The sequence below is a fragment of the Streptomyces sp. PT12 genome (assembly GCF_003311645.1).
GTDB lineage: Bacteria > Actinomycetota > Actinomycetes > Streptomycetales > Streptomycetaceae > Streptomyces.
Genome location: NZ_QEST01000272.1, coordinates 1 through 15,834, shown reverse-complemented (window position 1 = coordinate 15,834; position 15,834 = coordinate 1). Strand labels below are relative to the sequence as shown.

General features: G+C 72.1%; 19 protein-coding genes, 4 tRNA genes and 1 pseudogene. 6 read left to right on the top strand and 18 right to left on the bottom strand.

The window, feature by feature from the left end; genetic code table 11:
• The first annotated feature begins 219 nt into the window (after window positions 1-219).
• Complete coding sequence (rpmB, locus tag DEH69_RS28460) at window positions 220-405, top strand: 50S ribosomal protein L28 (protein WP_113689864.1); 186 nt, start codon at window positions 220-222, stop codon at window positions 403-405.
• Window positions 406-539: 134 nt separating this feature from the next.
• Here rpmB and thiD read toward each other — a convergent pair whose 3' ends face one another.
• Window positions 540-1,334, bottom strand: a complete 795-nt coding sequence (gene thiD, locus DEH69_RS28455) for a bifunctional hydroxymethylpyrimidine kinase/phosphomethylpyrimidine kinase (RefSeq protein ID WP_113689863.1) — start codon at window positions 1,332-1,334, stop codon at window positions 540-542.
• A gap of 61 nt (window positions 1,335-1,395) precedes the next feature.
• On the bottom strand, window positions 1,396-2,370 hold the full coding sequence (locus DEH69_RS28450; RefSeq protein WP_113689862.1) for a thiamine-phosphate kinase: 975 nt from the start codon (window positions 2,368-2,370) through the stop codon (window positions 1,396-1,398).
• Between the two features lie 134 nt (window positions 2,371-2,504).
• On the opposite strand from DEH69_RS28450, the gene DEH69_RS28445 reads away from it, so the two are divergent.
• Both DEH69_RS28445 and DEH69_RS28440 read left to right on the top strand, forming a co-directional pair.
• Window positions 2,505-2,738 (top strand): Lrp/AsnC ligand binding domain-containing protein, encoded by a 234-nt coding sequence (locus DEH69_RS28445; protein WP_113689861.1) that lies wholly within the window; start codon window positions 2,505-2,507, stop codon window positions 2,736-2,738.
• A gap of 19 nt (window positions 2,739-2,757) precedes the next feature.
• On the top strand, window positions 2,758-3,342 hold the full coding sequence (locus DEH69_RS28440; RefSeq protein ID WP_113689860.1) for a DUF3515 domain-containing protein: 585 nt from the start codon (window positions 2,758-2,760) through the stop codon (window positions 3,340-3,342).
• Window positions 3,343-3,354: 12 nt separating this feature from the next.
• On the opposite strand, the gene DEH69_RS28435 is transcribed toward DEH69_RS28440, so the two are convergent.
• From DEH69_RS28435 to DEH69_RS28425, 3 genes are read right to left on the bottom strand one after another with little or no spacing between them, the layout of a single operon-like run.
• Window positions 3,355-4,497 carry a D-alanine--D-alanine ligase family protein gene (locus DEH69_RS28435; RefSeq protein WP_113689859.1) on the bottom strand — a complete coding sequence of 381 codons (1,143 nt, stop codon included), beginning with the start codon at window positions 4,495-4,497 and terminating at the stop codon, window positions 3,355-3,357.
• Window positions 4,498-4,531: 34 nt separating this feature from the next.
• The gene (locus tag DEH69_RS28430) at window positions 4,532-5,533 is read right to left on the bottom strand and encodes an NAD(P)H-dependent glycerol-3-phosphate dehydrogenase (RefSeq protein WP_113689858.1); all 1,002 of its coding nucleotides are present in this window, start codon (window positions 5,531-5,533) and stop codon (window positions 4,532-4,534) included.
• A complete protein-coding gene (locus DEH69_RS28425) occupies window positions 5,530-6,294 on the bottom strand; it encodes a 1-acyl-sn-glycerol-3-phosphate acyltransferase (protein WP_113689857.1) in 765 nt (254 codons plus the stop codon). Before DEH69_RS28425 ends, DEH69_RS28430 begins: the two co-directional genes overlap by 4 nt.
• A 226-nt stretch (window positions 6,295-6,520) precedes the next feature.
• On the opposite strand from DEH69_RS28425, the gene cofC reads away from it, so the two are divergent.
• Window positions 6,521-7,177, top strand: a complete 657-nt coding sequence (gene cofC, locus DEH69_RS28420) for a 2-phospho-L-lactate guanylyltransferase (protein WP_113689856.1) — start codon at window positions 6,521-6,523, stop codon at window positions 7,175-7,177.
• On the opposite strand, the gene DEH69_RS28415 is transcribed toward cofC, so the two are convergent.
• From DEH69_RS28415 to leuC, 5 genes are all read right to left on the bottom strand, one after another.
• Complete coding sequence (locus tag DEH69_RS28415; protein ID WP_113689855.1) at window positions 7,149-7,352, bottom strand: hypothetical protein; 204 nt, start codon at window positions 7,350-7,352, stop codon at window positions 7,149-7,151. The two genes, cofC and DEH69_RS28415, sit on opposite strands and share 29 nt — an antisense overlap.
• 98 nt (window positions 7,353-7,450) lie before the next feature.
• On the bottom strand, window positions 7,451-8,032 hold the full coding sequence (locus tag DEH69_RS28410) for an HU family DNA-binding protein (protein WP_113689854.1): 582 nt from the start codon (window positions 8,030-8,032) through the stop codon (window positions 7,451-7,453).
• A gap of 125 nt (window positions 8,033-8,157) precedes the next feature.
• Window positions 8,158-8,412 carry a hypothetical protein gene (locus tag DEH69_RS28405; RefSeq protein ID WP_113689853.1) on the bottom strand — a complete coding sequence of 85 codons (255 nt, stop codon included), beginning with the start codon at window positions 8,410-8,412 and terminating at the stop codon, window positions 8,158-8,160.
• A gap of 124 nt (window positions 8,413-8,536) precedes the next feature.
• Entirely contained in the window at window positions 8,537-9,133 is a 597-nt protein-coding gene (gene leuD, locus DEH69_RS28400) for a 3-isopropylmalate dehydratase small subunit (protein WP_113689852.1), read from the bottom strand.
• A 3-nt stretch (window positions 9,134-9,136) separates the two neighbouring features.
• A complete protein-coding gene (gene leuC, locus DEH69_RS28395; RefSeq protein ID WP_113689851.1) occupies window positions 9,137-10,561 on the bottom strand; it encodes a 3-isopropylmalate dehydratase large subunit in 1,425 nt (474 codons plus the stop codon).
• Window positions 10,562-10,718: 157 nt separating this feature from the next.
• On the opposite strand from leuC, the gene DEH69_RS28390 reads away from it, so the two are divergent.
• Complete coding sequence (locus tag DEH69_RS28390) at window positions 10,719-11,447, top strand: IclR family transcriptional regulator (RefSeq protein ID WP_113689850.1); 729 nt, start codon at window positions 10,719-10,721, stop codon at window positions 11,445-11,447.
• Here the strand turns inward: DEH69_RS28390 and DEH69_RS28385 are convergent.
• A complete protein-coding gene (locus DEH69_RS28385; protein ID WP_181727647.1) occupies window positions 11,431-11,934 on the bottom strand; it encodes a DUF4188 domain-containing protein in 504 nt (167 codons plus the stop codon). The genes DEH69_RS28390 and DEH69_RS28385 overlap by 17 nt on opposite strands.
• 104 nt (window positions 11,935-12,038) lie before the next feature.
• Here DEH69_RS28385 and DEH69_RS28380 point away from each other — a divergent pair, with 104 nt between their 5' ends.
• Window positions 12,039-12,683: a MerR family transcriptional regulator gene (locus DEH69_RS28380; protein WP_113689849.1), complete on the top strand. Its 645-nt coding sequence runs from the start codon at window positions 12,039-12,041 to the stop codon at window positions 12,681-12,683.
• Between the two features lie 121 nt (window positions 12,684-12,804).
• On the opposite strand, the gene DEH69_RS28375 is transcribed toward DEH69_RS28380, so the two are convergent.
• From DEH69_RS28375 to DEH69_RS28345, 7 genes and pseudogenes are all read right to left on the bottom strand, one after another.
• Window positions 12,805-12,877 (bottom strand) — tRNA-Glu (locus tag DEH69_RS28375).
• Window positions 12,878-12,902: 25 nt separating this feature from the next.
• Window positions 12,903-12,975: transfer RNA gene (locus DEH69_RS28370), tRNA-Glu, on the bottom strand.
• Window positions 12,976-13,000: 25 nt separating this feature from the next.
• Window positions 13,001-13,073: transfer RNA gene (locus DEH69_RS28365), tRNA-Glu, on the bottom strand.
• 21 nt (window positions 13,074-13,094) lie between these two features.
• A tRNA-Gln gene (locus DEH69_RS28360) sits at window positions 13,095-13,166 on the bottom strand.
• A gap of 151 nt (window positions 13,167-13,317) precedes the next feature.
• Complete coding sequence (gene gltX, locus DEH69_RS28355; RefSeq protein ID WP_113689848.1) at window positions 13,318-14,802, bottom strand: glutamate--tRNA ligase; 1,485 nt, start codon at window positions 14,800-14,802, stop codon at window positions 13,318-13,320.
• Window positions 14,795-15,577 (bottom strand): fumarylacetoacetate hydrolase family protein, encoded by a 783-nt coding sequence (locus DEH69_RS28350; protein WP_113689965.1) that lies wholly within the window; start codon window positions 15,575-15,577, stop codon window positions 14,795-14,797. Before DEH69_RS28350 ends, gltX begins: the two co-directional genes overlap by 8 nt.
• 107 nt (window positions 15,578-15,684) lie before the next feature.
• A pseudogene (locus tag DEH69_RS28345) lies at window positions 15,685-15,834 on the bottom strand (ATP-binding protein); the annotation flags it as partial.

Here is a 15,834-nt window from a genome sequence, read left to right as displayed (position 1 = left end):
CGCAGCTTATGCCCTCATCGCACGGGGGGAGCGATTTCCCCGGGCGGGAAGGTGCGGGGTATGCTGCCCCGGTTGCCTGGTGCCGTCGCTCGACGCGCCCGGCGCTCTCCCGCGGCCCTGTGACCGGCCCCTGTGACTGGCACGGAGACCTGGGGGACCTCGACGTAACGAATCCGTCGTCCCCATCAAGTGCGGGGCGACCCGTCTTTGGAGTGACCCGTGGCTGCCAACTGCGATGTCTGCGGCAAGGGGCCGGGCTTCGGCAACCGTATCTCCCACTCGCACCGCCGCACCCCCCGCCGTTGGAACCCCAACATCCAGCGGGTGCGTGCCGTGGTGAACGGGACGCCGAAGCGCTTGAACGTCTGCACCTCGTGCATCAAGGCGGGCAAGGTCGCGCGCTAGGGCGCGCCCGCCTCTCGGCTGCTCCGGCCGGTCCACCCTCTCGGTGGACCGGCTTTCTGCATGTGCGCCCGCGCGCGCATGTGCGCCCGCGCGCCCCGTCGTTCACGCCGTGGGTCGCTCAACGCCTCGGTCGTTCACGCCGTGCGCGTGCGGTGGCCGTGGTCGACGGGGCCTATGCCCTTGCCGAGCGGGAAGCCCGTGGCGATCGCGGCCGTGACGTACTCCTTGGCCGCCGCCACCGCCTCGGGCACGGTGTCGCCGATGGCCAGGCGGCTGGCGATCGCCGAGGCGAGCGTGCAGCCGGTGCCGTGCGTATGGCGGTTGGGGTGGCGCGGGGCGCGCAGCCAGTGGCGTTCGGCGCCGTCGGTGAGCAGGTCGACGGCGTCGCCCGTGAGATGGCCGCCCTTGACCAGGGCCCAGCGCGGGCCGTACGCCAGCAGCGCCTCCGCGGCGCGCGGCAGGTCGGCTTCCGACTCCACGACGACGCCGGTGAGCTGGGCGGTCTCGGGGACGTTGGGTGTGACGACGGTGGCGGCGGGGAGCAGCCGGGCGCGCACCACGTCGAGCGCGTCGGGGGCGAGCAGCGGGTCGCCGTGCTTGGAGACCCCGACCGGGTCGACCACCACGGGCGCCGCGGTGGTGGCCAGCAGGTCGGCGACCGTTCCGACCAGGGCGGCGGACGCGAGCATGCCCGTCTTGACCGCCTGCACGCCGATGTCGTCCACGACGCTGCGGTACTGCGCCACGACCGCCTCGCCCGGCAGCTCCCACGCGCCCTGCACGCCGAGGGAGTTCTGCGCGGTGACGGCGGTCACGACGCTCATGCCGTGGGTGCCGAGCGCCAGCATGGTCTTGAGGTCGGCCTGGATGCCCGCGCCGCCGCCCGAGTCGGAGCCCGCGACGGTGAGCACGCGTGGAGGTGCCTGCATGGGCACGACGGTACAGCGGCGGCGTTCAGTGCCCGTTTCGGAGGCCGTTTCGGAGGCCGTTTCAGAGGCCGTGCGGGCCGCCGAAGTGGTCCCAGCCACCGGCCTTGTCCCACGCGGCGCCGTCCACGGTCACCGGCGGGGTGGCGCGCCCGCGGGCCGGGAGGACCTCGCCGATGACGCGCCAGCGGGCGGGCAGCTTGGTCTCCGGGTGGAACGTCGCGACCAGCGCGTGGTCCTCTCCCCCGGTCAGCACCCAGTGCAGCGGGTCAACGCCCACGGCCTGCCCGATGTCGGACATCTGGGCGGGGACGTCGAGCGCGGCGGACGCGATGTCGATGCGGACGTTGCTCGCGTCGGCGATGTGGCCCAGGTCGGCGACCAGTCCGTCGCTCACGTCGGTCATGGCGGTGGCGCCGAGCGCGGCGGCGGCCGGGCCCGCGACATACGGGGGTTCGGGGCGGCGGTGCGCCTCGACGAACGCGCGCGGGGAGCGGAAGCCGCGCGAGAGGACGGCGTGCCCCGCGGCCGACCAGCCGAGCCAGCCTGTGACGGCGACGGTGTCGCCTGGGCGGGCGCCGCTCCTGGTGACCGCGTCGCGGCCACCGAGGTCGCCGAGCGCCGTGATGGAGACGGTGATGGGGTCGCCGCGCACCACGTCGCCACCTGCCACGCCCGCGCCCGCGACCCGGCACTCGTCGCGGATGCCGTCCATCAGCTCCAGGGGCCAGGTGGCGGGCAGTTCGGCGGGGACGACCAGGCCGACGAGCACGGCGGTCGGAACGGCGCCCATGGCCGCGACATCGGCGAGGTTCTGGGCGGCGGCCTTGCGGCCGACGTCGTAGGCCGTGGACCAGTCGCGGCGGAAGTGCCGTCCCTCCAGCAGGATGTCGGTGCTCGCGACCACCCGCCGGTCGGGGGCCGCGATCACCGCAGCGTCGTCCCCCGGGCCGAGCCGCACCGCGGGTGTGCCGGTGATCCGGGCGGTCAACTCCCGGATCAGCCCGAACTCCCCGAGCTCCCCCACGCTGCCCTTCACTGCGCTCTCCTCGTGTTCGTTCACCGGCTCCCCCGCGGACCCGCCGTGTCCAGCGCTGGCCCGACGTCTCCCCGGTGCAGGTCGTGACGCGCTACGGTAGCGCCCCCGCTCCTCATAGCCGCTCCGGAGGACCCGTGGTACAGGCGTACATCCTGATCCAGACCGAGGTGGGCAAGGCGTCCACTGTGGCCGATGTCATCTCGAAGATCCCCGGCGTCCTCACCGCCGAGGATGTCACGGGCCCCTACGACGTGATCGTGCGCGCCGAGGCGGGGACCGTGGACGAACTCGGCCGCCTGGTGGTGGCGGAGGTGCAGCGCGTGGCGGGGATCACCCGCACCCTGACCTGCCCGGTCGTCCATCTGTGACAACTCGTATGCTCGCCGGGTGACTCCCACCGTACGCCGTGCCCTCCCGGCCGTCTCCGCCCTGCTGGCCCTGGCCGCCTGCACCTCGGCGGGCGCGGACGCGCCGGATGTCGCGGTGCCCGCGCCGACCGGGGACGCCGCGGAGGCGTGCCGGGCGCTCCACGCCGACCTCCCCGAGCGGGTGGACGGCGCGGAGCGCGGGGAGCTGCCGGAGAGCACGCCGTTCGCCATGGTGTGGGGCGATCCGGCCATCGTGCTGCGGTGCGGCGTCGAGAGCCCGGGCCCGCTGACCCCCGGCAGCGACGCCTACGACCCGGTGAGCGCCGAGATCGTCGGCGTCAACGAGGTCTCGTGGCTGCTGGAGCGGCAGGACGGCGGGGTGCGGTTCACGACGACGGAACGCGCCGTGTTCGTCGAGATGACCGTCCCGGACGCCTACGCGCCCGAGGTCAACCCCCTGCTCGACGTCGCCGCCGCGATCGACGCGCACATACCGCTCGACCCGCTGTACTCGGAGGAAACGGGGGAAGCGGAGGGCACGGAGGGCACGGGGGACGCCGAGGGCGGCGACCCGCACGGCGGGCACGCCGGGCACGGCGGCTGACGCGCCAGCGGGTCAGCGCAGCCCGGTCGAGCGGCGCAGGGCGGCCTGGAGGAGGCGGTCCACCAGCTCCGGGTAGCTCACGCCGCTCGCCTCCCACATGCGCGGGAACATCGAGATGGGCGTGAAGCCCGGCATGGTGTTGATCTCGTTGATGACGAACTCGCCGTCGTCCTGGAGGAAGAAGTCCGCGCGCACCAGGCCCTCGCACGACGCGGCCTCGAACGCCAGGACCGCCAGCGCCCTGACGCGTTCGGTCTGCTCCTCGGTGAGCGGCGCGGGGACGACGCCCTCGGCCGAGTCGATGTACTTGGCCTCGAAGTCGTAGAAGTCGTGGGAGGAGACCGGGGGGATCTCGGCCGGAACGCTGGCGCGCGGCCCGTCGTCGAACTCCAGGACGCCGCACTCGATCTCGCGCCCGCTGAGCTGCGCCTCCACGATGACCTTGGGGTCGTGGCTTCTGGCCTCCTCGATCGCGGCGTCCAGCCCTTCGGGGCCCGTGACGCGGGAGATGCCCATGGAGGAGCCTGCCCTCGCGGGCTTCACGAAGAGCGGCCAGCCCTGTTCGCGCGCGAAGTCCAGGACGCGCTCGCGCGCGGCCGCCGCGTCCCGCTCCCACTCGCGGGGGCGGATCGCGAGATAGGGGCCCACCGGGAGGTCGAAGGAGCTGAAGACCCGCTTCATGTACTCCTTGTCCATGCCGATCGCGGACGACAGCACGCCGGAGCCCACATAGGGCACCCCCGACAGCTCGAGCAGCCCCTGGAGGGTGCCGTCCTCGCCGTACGGGCCGTGCAGCAGCGGCAGGACGACGTCCACCTCGCCCAGGTCCTTGGGAACGGAGCCCACCTCGGCGTAGACGACGTCGCTGCGCCCCGGCTCGACCGGGAGCACCACCGCGCCGGTGCCGGGCTCGGCGATCTGCGCGACGCTGGGGAGCTGACGTTCCGTGAACACCATGCGCTCCGGGTCGTCCGCCGTCAGCGCCCAACGGCCGTCGGCGGTGATGCCGATCGGGAGCACGTCGTAACGGGTCCTGTCGATGGCGCGCAGCACGGCTCCGGCGGTGACCACGGAGACGGCGTGCTCGGAGCTGCGTCCGCCGAAGACGACGGCGACACGGGGCTTGGGGCGCTGAGAAGTGGGCTCGGTGCTCATAACCCCCGAAGGCTACCTAACGTAGTGGCCGCAGTCAGCGGTGCTCCGCCTTGGCGGTTCGCGACATCAGCTCCTTGACCGCGACACGGGGCGGCAGTCCGCCGTGCACGATGCCGACCACGGTCTCCGTCAGCGGCATGTCGACGTCGTGACGGCGCGCCAGATCGAGCACGGAGCGGCAGGACTTGACGCCCTCGGCGGTCTGGCGCGTGACCGCGATGGTCTCCTCCAGGGTCATGCCGCGGCCGAGGTTGGTGCCGAACGTGTTGTTGCGGGACAGCGGGGAGCTGCACGTGGCGACCAGGTCGCCCATCCCCGCAAGGCCCGCGAACGTCTTCGCGTCGGCGCCCATCGCGAGCCCGAGGCGCGTGGTCTCGGCCAGGCCGCGGGTGATGAGGGACGCCTTGGTGTTGTCGCCGAGCCCCATCCCGTCGGCGATGCCGACGGCGAGCGCGATGACGTTCTTCACCGCGCCGCCGAGCTCGCAGCCCACCACGTCGGTGTTGGTGTACGGGCGGAAGTACGCGGTGTGGCAGGCCGCCTGGAGTCGCTGGGCCACCGACTCGTCGGCACACGCCACCACGGAGGCGGCGGGCTGGCGTTCGGCGACCTCGCGGGCGAGGTTGGGTCCCGAGAGGACCGCGACGCGGTCGGGTCCCGCGCCCGCGACCTCCCCGACGACCTCGCTCATGCGCTTGGCCGTGCCCAGTTCGATGCCCTTCATCAGGGAGACCAGCACGGTGTCGTCCGGCAGCAGCGGCACCCAGCCGGCCAGATTGCCCCTGAGCGTCTGGGAGGGCACGGCGAGCACGGTGAACTCCGCGCCGCGCGCCGCCTCGGCGGGGTCGGTGGTCGCCCGGACGGCGGGCGGGAGCGTGATGCCTGGCAGGTAGTCGGGGTTGACGTGCGTGGTGTTGACGGCCTCGGCGATCTCGGGGCGCCGGGCCCAGAGCGTCACATCGCAGCCTGCGTCGGCGAGGACCATCGCGAAGGTGGTCCCCCATGAGCCGGTTCCGTAGACGGCGACACGTGTCACTCCGCTCTCTCCTCCTCGGGCGCGCTGCTGTCCTGTCCGCGCCGCTCGGGCGACGCGCTCCGGTGAACATAGCGCTCGAGCGGCGGGCGTTCGCGCCGCACCTCGGCCAGCAGCTCGGTGATGGCGCCCATGATCACGTCCGTGACGTCGCGCAACAGCTCGGGGGTGGGCTCCCTGTCGTAGAACTCACCGAGGTCGACGGGCGGTCCGGCGACCACGGTCAGCGTCTTGCGGGGCAGCAGCCGGATCTTCTTCCGGCGGGCGTAGGGCGGCATCGCCTCGTGCGCGCCCCACTGGGCCACCGGGATCACCGGGGCGCGCGTGAGAAGCGCCACCCTGGCGGCGCCGGTCTTGCCCTCCATGGGCCACAGCGCCGGGTCGCGGGTGAGGGTGCCCTCGGGGTAGAACGCCACACACTCGCCGCGGTGCACGGCGGCCACGGCGGCGCGGAAGGCGTCGGCGGCGTCCACGGTGTTGCGGTAGACGGGGATCTGGCCGGTGCCGCGCATGAAGCGGCCCACGGCCCCCTCGTTGAACAGGCTGACCTTGGCGAGGAATCTCGGGACGCGTCCGGTGTTGTACTGGAAGTGCGCGTACGACAGCGGGTCGAGATACGAGTTGTGATTCACCGCGGTGATGAATCCCCCCTCGGCGGGAATATGCTCCATTCCCCGCCAGTCTCGCCGGAAGAACACCAGCAGCGGCGGTTTTACCAGAATTGCGGCCAATCGGTACCAGAAGCCGATTCTGCGGCGAGCCACTCGGACACCATCTCCTCTTGCACTGCTCCGGCGCGGTGTGCTGCCGACAGCCGCACAAGTGTTGCCGTGGGGCGCGGGGCTGTCCAGCGGAGGGTCTCACCGCCTGTGTGGTCCCTTTGCACCCTAATGCGCGGCGTCCGTGGCGGCACCGGACGGCCCCGGACGCCGTGCGGACCGGCCGCGGGCCCCCGGCGGAACCGACGAGCGAGGACGGGAGAATGGCCCGATGCGTGACTCCGGATGGTCGCTGATCGTGCCCGTGAAGCCGCTGGGGCGCGCCAAGAGCCGGCTCGCCGCGGTGGCGGGGGACGCCCTGCGGCCCTCTCTCGCGCTGGCCTTCGCCCAGGACACCGTGGCCGCCGCGCTCGCGTGCGCGGCGGTGCGTGAGGTGGTCGTGGTGACCGACGACGCGCTCGCGGCCGACCGACTGGCGCTGCTCGGCGCGCGGATCGTGCCTGACTCCCCGGGGCAGGGCCTGAACGCCGCACTCGCGCACGGGGCCGAAACGGTGCGGGAGCGCGCCGCGGGGGCCGCGGTGGCGGCGCTCAACGCCGACCTGCCCGCGCTGCGCGCCGCCGAACTCGCCCGGGTGCTCGGGGATGCGGAGGCGCACGCGCGCTCGTTCCTCGCGGACGCGGCGGGCGTCGGGACCACGCTGCTCGCGGCGGCGCCCCGGGTGGCGCTCGCCCCGGCGTTCGGCGGGGCGTCGCGCGCGCGGCATCTCGCGTCGGGGGCGGCGGAGCTGGCGCCGCGCGACGTGGACAGCGTGCGGCGCGACGTGGACACGGGGGACGATCTGCGGGAGGCGCTGGCGCTCGGGGTGGGGCCGCGAACGGCCGTGAGCGCCAGGCCGCTCACAGCGTTTGCAGCGTCAGGAAGGTGACGCGGCGGGAGTCGCCCTCGCCCGTGACCTCGATGCGGACGCGCTGCCCTGGGCGCAGCAGCCGCAGGCCGCCGGCGTCGAACGCGTCGGCGCCGAAGTCGAGGGGCGTTCCGTCGTCCAGCAGAACGCTGCCGGAGCGGGTGCGGGGGTCGAAGGTGAACGCGGTGGCCTGCATGCGGCGAGCCTAGCGGCCGACGGGCAACGGCGGGACGGGAGCGGGAACGACCGCGGGCCGGGCTCCTGGTGAGGAGTCCGGCCCGCTCGATGACCTGGTCACCTGCGGCGAGACGTGGCCTTCTTGGCCGTGGTCGTGCGGGACGGCGCCCGCTTGGCCGGGGCCTTCTTGGTGGTGGCCTTCTTGGCCGGGGCCTTCTTCGCGGTGGCCTTCTTGGCCGACGACTTCTTGGCCGTGGCCTTCTTCGCCGGCGCCTTCTTCGCGGTCGCCTTCTTCGCCGTGGCCTTCTTGGCGGTCGTCTTCTTCGCCGCCGCCTTCTTGGTGGTGGCCTTCTTGGTGGTCGTGCCGCCCGAAAGGCTGCCCTTGGGGGCCTTCTTCACCGCCACGTCGTTCTTCGGCAGCTTCTTGGTGCCCGCGACCAGGTCCTTGAAGCCCTGACCGGCGCGGAAGCGGGGCACGGAGGTCTTCCTGACCCGCACCCGCTCGCCGGTCTGGGGGTTTCGCGCATAGCGAGCCGGCCGGTCCACCTTCTCGAACGAGCCGAAGCCGGTCACCGAGACCCGCTCCCCCGCGACCACCGCGCGGATGATGGCGTCGAGCACGATATCGACGGCGTCCGCCGCCTGCTGGCGGCCGCCGACCTTGTCGGCAATCGCTTCTACGAGTTGCGCCTTGTTCACGTCTTCCCCTTCGCAGACCTTGCTGGAACGAATGTGTTCAAGCTTTTTCGCACGTTAGGCAGATATATTCCGCAAATCAAACGCGAAACGGGCGAATCACCCTTGTGTCGCAACGAACTCGACCATCACGGAGATCCGTCACGGTCGCCGCTCTGGCCCCCGACCGGCAGCCGCCCCGCGTCAACGTCCTCCATCAGCCGGTCCAGACGGCGGGCGGCGCCAGGCAGGTCGTGCTTGGTGGCCGCGGTGATGATCAGCAGCTTCCGGGTGAGGGCCTGCCGTACGTCCTCAGGCACTTGCAGGGCTCGCACCGTCCGGTGCGCGTCCCTCAGTCGAGCGGCCACGCGGTCGTAGAGTTCGAGTTGACCGTCGCGTTCCATGCGGCCGATTGTGCCACCTTGGGACTGTTATCGCCCCCTAAGCCCCCCAACGCCCGTGTCGTGATGGGGTGTCAGCACAGATGCCCCCACCGGCGAACCGGTGGGGGCATCTGGTGACAAAGGGTCAGCTGCCTTGTGTTGTAAGGGGTTTGTGGGACGGGCGGCGCGTCTCGAACTCCGCGATCGCGTCCTCGTTCTTGAGGGTGATGCTGATGTCGTCGAGTCCTTCGAGCAGTCGCCAGCGGGCGTTCTCGTCGAGCTCGAAGGACGCCGTGACGCCCTCGGCGCGGACTTCGCGCGCGACGAGGTCGACCGTGATCTCGGCGTCGGGGTCGGCCTCGACGCGCGTGAACAGCTCATCGACCGTCTCTTGGGGGAGCATGACGGTCAGGAGGCCGTTCTTCAGGGAGTTGCCCCGGAAGATGTCGGCGAAGCGCGAGGAGATGACGGCCTTGAAGCCGTAGTTCTGGAGGGCCCACACGGCGTGCTCGCGCGATGAGCCCGTGCCGAAGTCGGGGCCCGCGATCAGCACGGTGGCACCGCGGTGCTCGGGGCGGTTGAGCGCGAACTCCGGGTCCTTGCGCCACGCCTCGAACAGGCCGTCCTCGAAGCCGTCCCTGGTGACCTTCTTGAGCCAGTGGGCCGGGATGATCTGGTCGGTGTCGACGTTGGAGCGGCGCAGCGGAACGGCCCGCCCCGTGTGCGTGGTGAAGGCTTCCATGACTCAGACCTCCGCGGGGGTCGGGACGGCGGCCAGGTCGGCCGGGGACGCGAGGCGGCCGGTGACCGCGCTCGCGGCGGCGACCTGCGGCGAGACCAGGTGCGTGCGACCGCCCTTGCCCTGCCTGCCCTCGAAGTTGCGGTTGGACGTGGAAGCGCAGCGCTCGCCGGGGGAGAGCTGGTCGGGGTTCATCCCCAGACACATCGAGCAGCCCGCGTGGCGCCACTCGGCGCCCGCGGCGGTGAACACCTTGTCCAGGCCCTCCGCCACCGCCTGGAGCGCGACCCGGACCGAGCCCGGCACCACCAGCATCCGCACGCCGTCGGCGACGCGGCGGCCGTCGAGCACGGCGGCGGCCGAGCGCAGGTCCTCGATCCGGCCGTTGGTGCACGAGCCGACGAAGACGGTGTCGATCGCGATGTCGCGCAGCCTGCGGCCCGGCTCCAGGCCCATGTACTCCAGGGCCTTCTCGGCGGACAGCCGCTCGCTCGGGTCGGTGAACGACGCCGGGTCGGGCACCGAGGCGGACAGCGGCGCGCCCTGGCCTGGGTTGGTGCCCCAGGTGACGAACGGCGCGAGCTCGGCGGCGTCGATGACCACCTCGTGGTCGAAGACGGCGTCGTCGTCGGTGCGCAGCGTCTTCCAGTACGCCACGGCCTCGTCCCACTCCGCGCCCTCAGGGGCGTGCGGGCGGCCCTTCAGATACGCGAACGTCGTCTCGTCGGGGGCTACCATCCCGGCGCGGGCACCGGCCTCGATCGACATGTTGCACATGGTCATCCGGGCCTCCATCGAGAGCTTCTCGACGGCCTCGCCGCGGTATTCGATCACATAGCCCTGGCCGCCGCCCGTGCCGATCCGCGCGATGATCGCCAGGATCAGGTCCTTGGCCGTGACGCCGTCGGGCAGCTCGCCGAGCACCGTGACCGCCATCGTGCGGAACGGCGCCATGGGCAGCGTCTGGGTGGCGAGCACGTGCTCGACCTGGCTGGTGCCAATGCCGAACGCCAGCGCCCCGAACGCCCCGTGGGTCGAGGTGTGGCTGTCCCCGCAGACCACGGTGGTGCCCGGCTGGGTCAGGCCGAGCTGCGGGCCCACCACGTGCACCACGCCCTGCTCGTCGTCGCCGAGGGAGTGCAGCCGGACGCCGAACTCCGCGCAGTTCTTCCTGAGGGTCTCCAACTGCGTGCGCGAGACCGGGTCGGCGATCGGCTTGTCGATGTCGAGCGTCGGGGTGTTGTGGTCCTCGGTGGCGATGGTGAGGTCCGTGCGGCGCACGGTGCGCCCGCTCTTGCGCAGCCCGTCGAACGCCTGCGGACTCGTCACCTCGTGCACCAGGTGGAGATCGATGTACAGCAGATCGGGCTCGCCCTCGGCCCGCCTGACGACATGATCGTCCCAGACTTTCTCCGCCAGTGTCCGTCCCATCGCACTTCCTTCCGGCTTCGCCGCTGGTGATGTGACCGCCATCCGCTCCCCTCGCACCGGACGGTGGCCGGGCCTCGCGCGGACCCGTGACCCAGCCTGACGGCTTCCCCGCCACATTGAACTTGCGTTTCACAGTGTGAGACGCGAATATCGTTGCATGGACAACTCTAGCGGCGACTCCAGTGGCGTGGGGGTACTCGACAAGGCGGCCCTGGTACTGGGGGCCCTGGAGTCAGGACCGGCCACGCTGGCCGGGCTGGTCGGGGCGACAGGGCTGGCGCGGCCCACGGCGCACCGCATGGCGGTGGCGCTCGAATACCACCGGCTGCTGGCCCGTGACATGCAGGGGAGGTTCGTGCTGGGGCCGCGCCTGGCCGAGCTGGCCGCCGCGGCGGGCGAGGACCGCCTGCTGGCCGCGGCGGGGCCCGTGCTCACCCAGCTACGCGACGTGACGGGCGAGAGCGCCCAGCTCTACCGACGCCAGGGGGACATGAGGATCTGCGTGGCCGCCGCCGAGCGGCTGTCGGGGCTGCGGGACACCGTGCCGGTGGGCTCGACGCTGCCGATGAAGGCCGGGTCGGCCGCCCAGATCCTGCTGGCCTGGGAGGAGCCCGAGCGGCTGCACCACGGCCTCCAGGGCGCCCGCTTCACCGCCACCGCGCTCTCGGGCGTCAGGCGGCGCGGCTGGGCCCAGTCGATCGGCGAGCGCGAGCCGGGCGTGGCCTCCGTCTCGGCCCCCGTGCGCGGCCCTTCCAACCGCGTGGTGGCCGCCGTCTCCGTCTCGGGCCCGATCGAGCGGCTCACGCGCCACCCGGGCCGGACGCACGCCCAGGCGCTGCTCGACGCCGCGGCGCGCCTCACCGAGGCCCTCAGGCGGAACGGCTGACCCCGGGGCGCTCGCCGAGCCGGTCGGCGGCGCGCTCGCCCCTGCGCCCCACGGGCACCGCCTCGGTGGCCGCGGCCAGGCCGAACACCGGCATGTTCACATAGACCTCCTCGTGCGCCCCCGCGGGGACCACATATGTCTCGTGCCAGATCCCCACCGCCGTGCCGCCCTCCCGCACCCGGCGGTTGAAGTCGGCCCACGCGGGTCTGTGCTCCCGGCCCGACGCCGACGCGTACGCCTGCAACGCCTCGGGGGACGACCAGTACTGCACGAGGTAGATCAGCCGCGGGCCGCCCCACAGCAGCCGATACCCCAGCAGGCCGCCGCCCTTGTCCCGCGACAGCTCGCGCAGCATCCGCGGCATCGCCACGAAGGCGGGCCACCACTGCCCGACCCTCAGGAAGCCGTTGATCCGCATGCCGATGTGGAAGACGGTCACCTCACCCTCCGCCGCCGTCATCCGCCCCTCGATGACCTTCGCCGCCATCGCCGACCTCCCCGCGTCCATGGGCACTTCACCTTGGATAGCGCCACTATCCATGGTTGGATAGTGGCACTCTCCAACGATAAGCGCAAGGGGGTCGGCCGACCATGCGGCTGGCGGAGCTGAGCAGGCGAAGCGGCGTCTCGCCCGCGACGATCAAGTACTACCTGCGAGAAGGGCTGCTGCCCGCGGGCGCGCGCGTGAGCGCCACCCAGGCCGAGTACGACGAGGAGCACCTGAGGAGACTGCGCCTGGTGCGGGCGCTGGTGCAGGTCGGCCGCGTCCCCGTGGCCACGGCGCGGCGCGTGCTCGCGGCCGTCGACGCCGAGTCGGCCGACCAGTTCGACCGGCTCGCCGAGGTGATCACCGCGCTGCCGCACGGCGCCGCGCCCGACGACGACCGCGCCACCGCCCGGGCGCGGGAGACGGCCGCCGCGGTGCAGCGCCGCCTGGGGTGGCGGGTCGTTCCGGAGAATCCCGCGCACCAGGCGCTGGTGGCCGCGCTCGCGGCGCTCGCGCGGCTCGGCTACCCGGCCTCGGTGGACGACGTAATGCCCTACGGCCGGGTCGCGGCGGACATCGCCGGGCACGAGCTCACGGTGATCGACCGGTTCGAGGCGTCCACGACGCAGCTGGAGGCGGCCGTGGCGCTCACCGTGCTGTACGAGCCGGTCCTGCTGAACCTCAGGCGGCTGGCCCAGGCCGACGAGGCGGTCCGCGTCTTCAAGATCGAGGCGGAGGACGGGGACTGAGGATGACGGGGACTGAGGTGGGGGCTGAGGGCGGAGGCGCCCGGCGCCCTCATGGCGAAGGGCCCTCGCCGATGCGGGGGCCCTGGAGGACGTCCTGCCGACGCCCCTGTGTCCGATCGTGTACCCCCGACCGGATTCGAACCGGCGCTACTGCCTTGAGAGGGCAGCGTGCTAGGCCGCTACACAACGGGGGCTCACCAAGATCCACTTGTGGATCCGTACCCCCGACCGGATTCGAACCGGCGCTACTGCCTTGAGAGGGCAGCGTGCTAGGCCGCTACACAACGGGGGCTCACCAAGATCCACTTGTGGATCCGTACCCCCGACCGGATTCGAACCGGCGCTACTGCCTTGAGAGGGCAGCGTGCTAGGCCGCTACACAACGGGGGCTCGATCTACTGAAAGACCGTGCTGGGGTACCAGGACTCGAACCTAGACTAACTGAACCAGAATCAGTCGTGCTGCCAATTACACCATACCCCACCAAAACGCAACCCCAGGAGGGGTATCGCTCAGGTGATCACTCGGCGGCTCGGAGTGGCTTTCCGGTGCTCCGCCTCGGCGACGGGCCAAACAATACCCGATCGAGAACGGTCCCCCAAAACGAGATCCGCTCCGGGCCGCCGAGCCGCCCTCAGGCCCTCAGCCGCGCAAGCGCCGCGTCGACGCGGGACAAGGTGCGCTCCCGGCCCAGGACTTCCAGGGACTCGAAGAGCGGCAGGCCGACCGTGCGGCCCGTCACGGCGACCCGGACGGGGGCCTGGGCCTTGCCGAGCTTCAGGCCGTGGGCCTCGCCCGCCGCGAGCACCGCGGCCTTCAGCGGCTCCGCGGCCCACTCCGCCACATCCGCGAGCCCGGCCCGCGCGGTGGCGAGCAGCGCATCGGCGCCCGGCTTCATCGCCTTGTTCCAGGACGCCTCGTCGACGGCAGGCTCGTCGAGGAAGAGGAAGTCGACGTTGTCGGTGATGTCCGAGAGCACCGTGACCCGCGTCTGGGCCAGCGGCGCGAGCGCCGCGAAGGCCGCCGGGTCGTACGCCTCCGGCTTCCAGGGCGCGTGCGGGGCGCGCAGCCAGGGCTGGCACGCCTCGACGAACGCGTCGACGGACAGCCGCTCCCTGATGTGGGTGGCGTTGATCGCCTCGGCCTTCTTGAGGTCGAAGCGCGCGGGGTTGGCGTTGACCGCGGCGATGTCGAACGCCTCGACCATCTCGTCGAGCGAGAAGACGTCCCGGTCCTCGGCGATCGACCAGCCGAGCAGCGCCAGGTAGTTGAGCAGGCCCTGGGGCAGGAAGCCGCGCTCGCGGTAGAGGTTGAGCGAGGACTCGGGGTCGCGCTTGGAGAGCTTCTTGGTGCCCTCGCCCAGCACATAGGGCAGATGACCGAACGCGGGCACCGCGCCGTCGCCGACCCCGATGTCGGCCAGCGCGCGGTAGAGGGCGATCTGGCGGGGCGTCGACGACAGCAGGTCCTCGCCGCGCAGCACGTGCGTGATGCCCATCAGCGCGTCATCGACCGGGTTCACCAGGGTGTAGAGCGGCGCCCCCGTGGAGCGGACGATGCCGTAGTCGGGGACGTTCTCCGGCGCGAACGTCAGCTCGCCGCGCACCAGATCGGTGAACGTGATCGGCTCGTCCGGCATCCGGAAGCGGACGACGAACGTCCGCCCCTCCGCCTCGTGCGCGGCGATCTGCGCCTCCGACAGCGTGCGGCAGGTGCCCGCGTACCCCGAGGGGCGCCCTGACCGCCTGGCGGCCTCCCTGGCGGCCTCGAGCTCCTCCTGGGTGCAGTAGCACCGGTAGGCGTGGCCCGCCGCGAGCAGCTTCGCGGCGACATCGGCGTAGATGTCCGTCCGTTGCGACTGCCGGTACGGCTCGAACGGCCCCCCGACCTCGGGGCCCTCGTCCCAGCTCAGGCCGAGCCAGCGCATGGAGTCGAGCAGCGCCTGGTACGACTCCTCGGAGTCGCGGGCCGCATCGGTGTCCTCGATGCGGAAGACCATGGTGCCGCCGTGGTGGCGGGCGTACGCCCAGTTGAACAGGGCGGTGCGCACCAGGCCGACATGGGGGTTGCCGGTCGGCGATGGGCAGAAACGGACGCGGACGGGAGAGGGGCTAGTCACGCTTGACTACCTTGTTGGTGAGAGTGCCGATGCCTTCGATGGTGACGGCGACCCGGTCGCCGACGTGCAGCGGGCCGACGCCCGCCGGGGTGCCCGTGAGGATGACGTCCTGGGGCAGCAGCGTCATCGACTCGGTGATGTGCACGATCAGGTCCTCCACGGAGCGCACCATCTCGCCGGTGCGGCCGAGCTGCCGCTGCTCGCCGTTGACCGTGCACATGATGGCGAGGTCCGATGGGTCGATGTCGGTCTCGATCCAGGGGCCGAGCGGGCAGGAGGTGTCGAACCCCTTGGCGCGCGCCCACTGGCCCTCGCGGCGCTGGACGTCGCGCGCGGTGACGTCGTTGGCGCACGTGTAGCCGAGGATGACCTCGCGCGCCCGCTCGCGTGGCACGTCGCGGCACAGGCGGCCGATGACGACGGCCAGCTCGGCCTCGTGGTGGACGTCGGACGAGATCCGGGGGTAGACGATGTCGTCGCCCGGACCGATCACGGAGGTGGACGGCTTGAAGAACGTCACGGGGACGTCGGGGACTTCGTTGCCCAGCTCCCTTGCGTGCTCGGTGTAGTTCCGGCCGATGGCCACGACCTTGCTCGGCAGCACGGGCGGCAGCAGCCGCACCTTGCTCAGCGGGACGCGGCGGCCCGAGCGCTCGAACTCGGCGAAGGGGTGGCCCCTGATGATGTCGAGGACGGGCTCCTCGCCCTCGGACGGCGCGGCTTCGAGCACGCCGAAGCCGACGGTCCCGTCGATGGAGAATCTGGCGATGCGCACGGCCACAGCCTAGGCGCATGAGCGCGGCCTCCCGGAATCCGGGCGGTGCCGGGTCCGGAAGGCCGAAACGCGAGGGGCGCGCAAGAGGGCGAGGGGGCGCGGAGGGCTCAGCGCAGGCGGGCCATCAGGGCGTGCTCGACCAGGGTGATCAGGGTGCTCTTGGCCTCCTGCCGCTGGCGCGCGTCGGTCGTGATGATCGGGGCGTCGGGCCCGATCTGCAACGCCTCGCGCACCTCCTCGGGAGAGTACGGCTGGTG

Excerpts from the sequence above, each read along its gene's own strand:
- DEH69_RS28405 (WP_113689853.1), bottom strand. The coding sequence starts at position 8,412 with ATGGAACGCGACGGTCAACTCGAACTCTACGACCGCGTGGCCGCTCGA.
- DEH69_RS28435 (WP_113689859.1), bottom strand. The coding sequence starts at position 4,497 with ATGAGCACCGAGCCCACTTCTCAGCGCCCCAAGCCCCGTGTCGCCGTC.
- thiD (WP_113689863.1), bottom strand. The coding sequence starts at position 1,334 with ATGCAGGCACCTCCACGCGTGCTCACCGTCGCGGGCTCCGACTCGGGC.
- DEH69_RS28380 (WP_113689849.1), top strand. The coding sequence starts at position 12,039 with ATGCGGCTGGCGGAGCTGAGCAGGCGAAGCGGCGTCTCGCCCGCGACG.
- DEH69_RS28415 (WP_113689855.1), bottom strand. The coding sequence starts at position 7,352 with ATGCAGGCCACCGCGTTCACCTTCGACCCCCGCACCCGCTCCGGCAGC.
- DEH69_RS28390 (WP_113689850.1), top strand. The coding sequence starts at position 10,719 with ATGGACAACTCTAGCGGCGACTCCAGTGGCGTGGGGGTACTCGACAAG.
- cofC (WP_113689856.1), top strand. The coding sequence starts at position 6,521 with ATGCGTGACTCCGGATGGTCGCTGATCGTGCCCGTGAAGCCGCTGGGG.
- leuC (WP_113689851.1), bottom strand. The coding sequence starts at position 10,561 with ATGGGACGGACACTGGCGGAGAAAGTCTGGGACGATCATGTCGTCAGG.
- DEH69_RS28385 (WP_181727647.1), bottom strand. The coding sequence starts at position 11,934 with ATGGCGGCGAAGGTCATCGAGGGGCGGATGACGGCGGCGGAGGGTGAG.
- leuD (WP_113689852.1), bottom strand. The coding sequence starts at position 9,133 with ATGGAAGCCTTCACCACGCACACGGGGCGGGCCGTTCCGCTGCGCCGC.